This is a genomic window from Streptomyces sparsus (genome assembly GCF_054776295.1).
In genome coordinates this window covers 1-1,541 of record NZ_BAAHCA010001054.1, presented here as the reverse complement: position 1 = coordinate 1,541, position 1,541 = coordinate 1, and the positions used below count along the sequence as shown (strand labels likewise).

The 1,541-nt window shown below is 74.4% G+C and carries 1 protein-coding gene; it reads left to right on the top strand.

The features are described from left to right. On the top strand, positions 1 to 1,496 hold a 1,496-nt coding region (locus ACYVE9_RS26235), incomplete at its 5' end, for an FAD-dependent oxidoreductase (RefSeq protein ID WP_461030381.1). Positions 1,497 to 1,541: the final 45 nt, after the last annotated feature.

The window sequence follows — 1,541 nt, the reverse complement described above, 5'->3', positions numbered from 1 at the left end:
CGCCCGCGCCGCGGACCGCTGTCGTCGGCGGCGGCATCGCCGGCATCGACGCGGTGACGGCGCTGGCCGAACGCGGCGTGCACGTCACGCTCTACGAACGCGATCCGCAGCTGGGTGGACGCCTCGCCGGCTGGCAGGTGGACCTCGCCGACGGCTCCACGCCCACCATGAGCCGGGGCTTCCACGCCTTCTTCCGCCAGTACTACAACCTCCGGGGCCTGTTGCGCCGGGTGGACGGTCCGCTGCGCACCCTGCGCGGACTGCCCGACTATCCGCTGGTCCACCGGGACGGGCTCCGGGACAGCTTCCGGCACGTGCCGCGCACCCCACCGTGGAACGCGATGGCGTTCACCGCGCTGAGCCGGTCGTTCCGGACCCGGGACCTGCTGCGGATGTCGCCACGGGCCGCACTTCCCCTGCTCGACGTGCGGGTGCCCGACGTCTACGAGCGACTCGACGGCGTCAGCGCCTGGGACTACCTGAACTCCATCGCGTTCCCGCCCAGCGCCCGGCACCTCGCCTTCGAGGTGTTCTCCCGCAGCTTCTTCGCCGATCCCAGGGAGCTGTCCGCCGCCGAGCTGGTGCTGATGTTCCACATCTACTTCCTCGGCTCCAGCGAGGGCCTGCTCTTCGACGTGCCCGACGAGCCCTACCCCCAGGCGCTCTGGGACCCGCTGGCGCGCTACCTGAAGGGGCACGCAGCGCAGATCCGCACCGCCACCCCCGTCCGGTCCGTCCGCCCCCGCGCCGACGGCGGCTTCACCGTGCGCACGGACACGGGCGAGGAAGCGGACCCGGGGGAGGACGTGGACGCCGTCGTCCTGGCACTGGACACCGGCGGGCTGCGCGCACTCGTGGAGCAGTCGCCCGAACTCGGTGACGGCCCCTGGCGCGACCGCGTCTCGCGCCTGCGCACCGCGCCGCCGTTCCTGGTCTCCCGGCTCTGGCTGGACCGGCCGGTGCGCGGGGACCGGCCCGGGTTCCTGGGCACCGGCGGCTTCGGCCCGCTGGACAACGTCAGCGTCCTGGAACGCTGGGAGGGTGAGGCGGCCCGCTGGTCCGGCGCGCACGGCGGCTCCGTCGTCGAGCTGCACGCCTACGCGCTGAGCACCACCGACCGGGCCGCCGCGCAGGAGGAGCTGCTCGCCCAACTGCACGAGGTGTATCCGGAAACCCGCGACGCGAAGATCATCGACGCCCGGCACGAGTGGCGCGAGGACTGCCCCCTGTTCCCCGTCGGCCGCTCCGCCGACCGTCCCACCGTGCGGACCTCGCACCCGCACCTGACCGTGGCCGGCGACCTGGTCCGGCCCGACCTGCCGGTGGCCCTGATGGAACGGGCGGCGACCACCGGCTTCCAGGCCGCGAACGCGCTGCTGGAGACGTGGGGGGTGCGGGGGCAGACGCTCTGGACCGTGCCGCAGTCCGGCCGTTCGGCTCCACTGCGCCTGCTGTCCCGACTCGCCGACCGTCCGGCCGCGCCCCTGCCGGGCTGACGGCCCGCCACCACCGCAGCGGGCTCCGTCGCCGGCGGCCGGTCA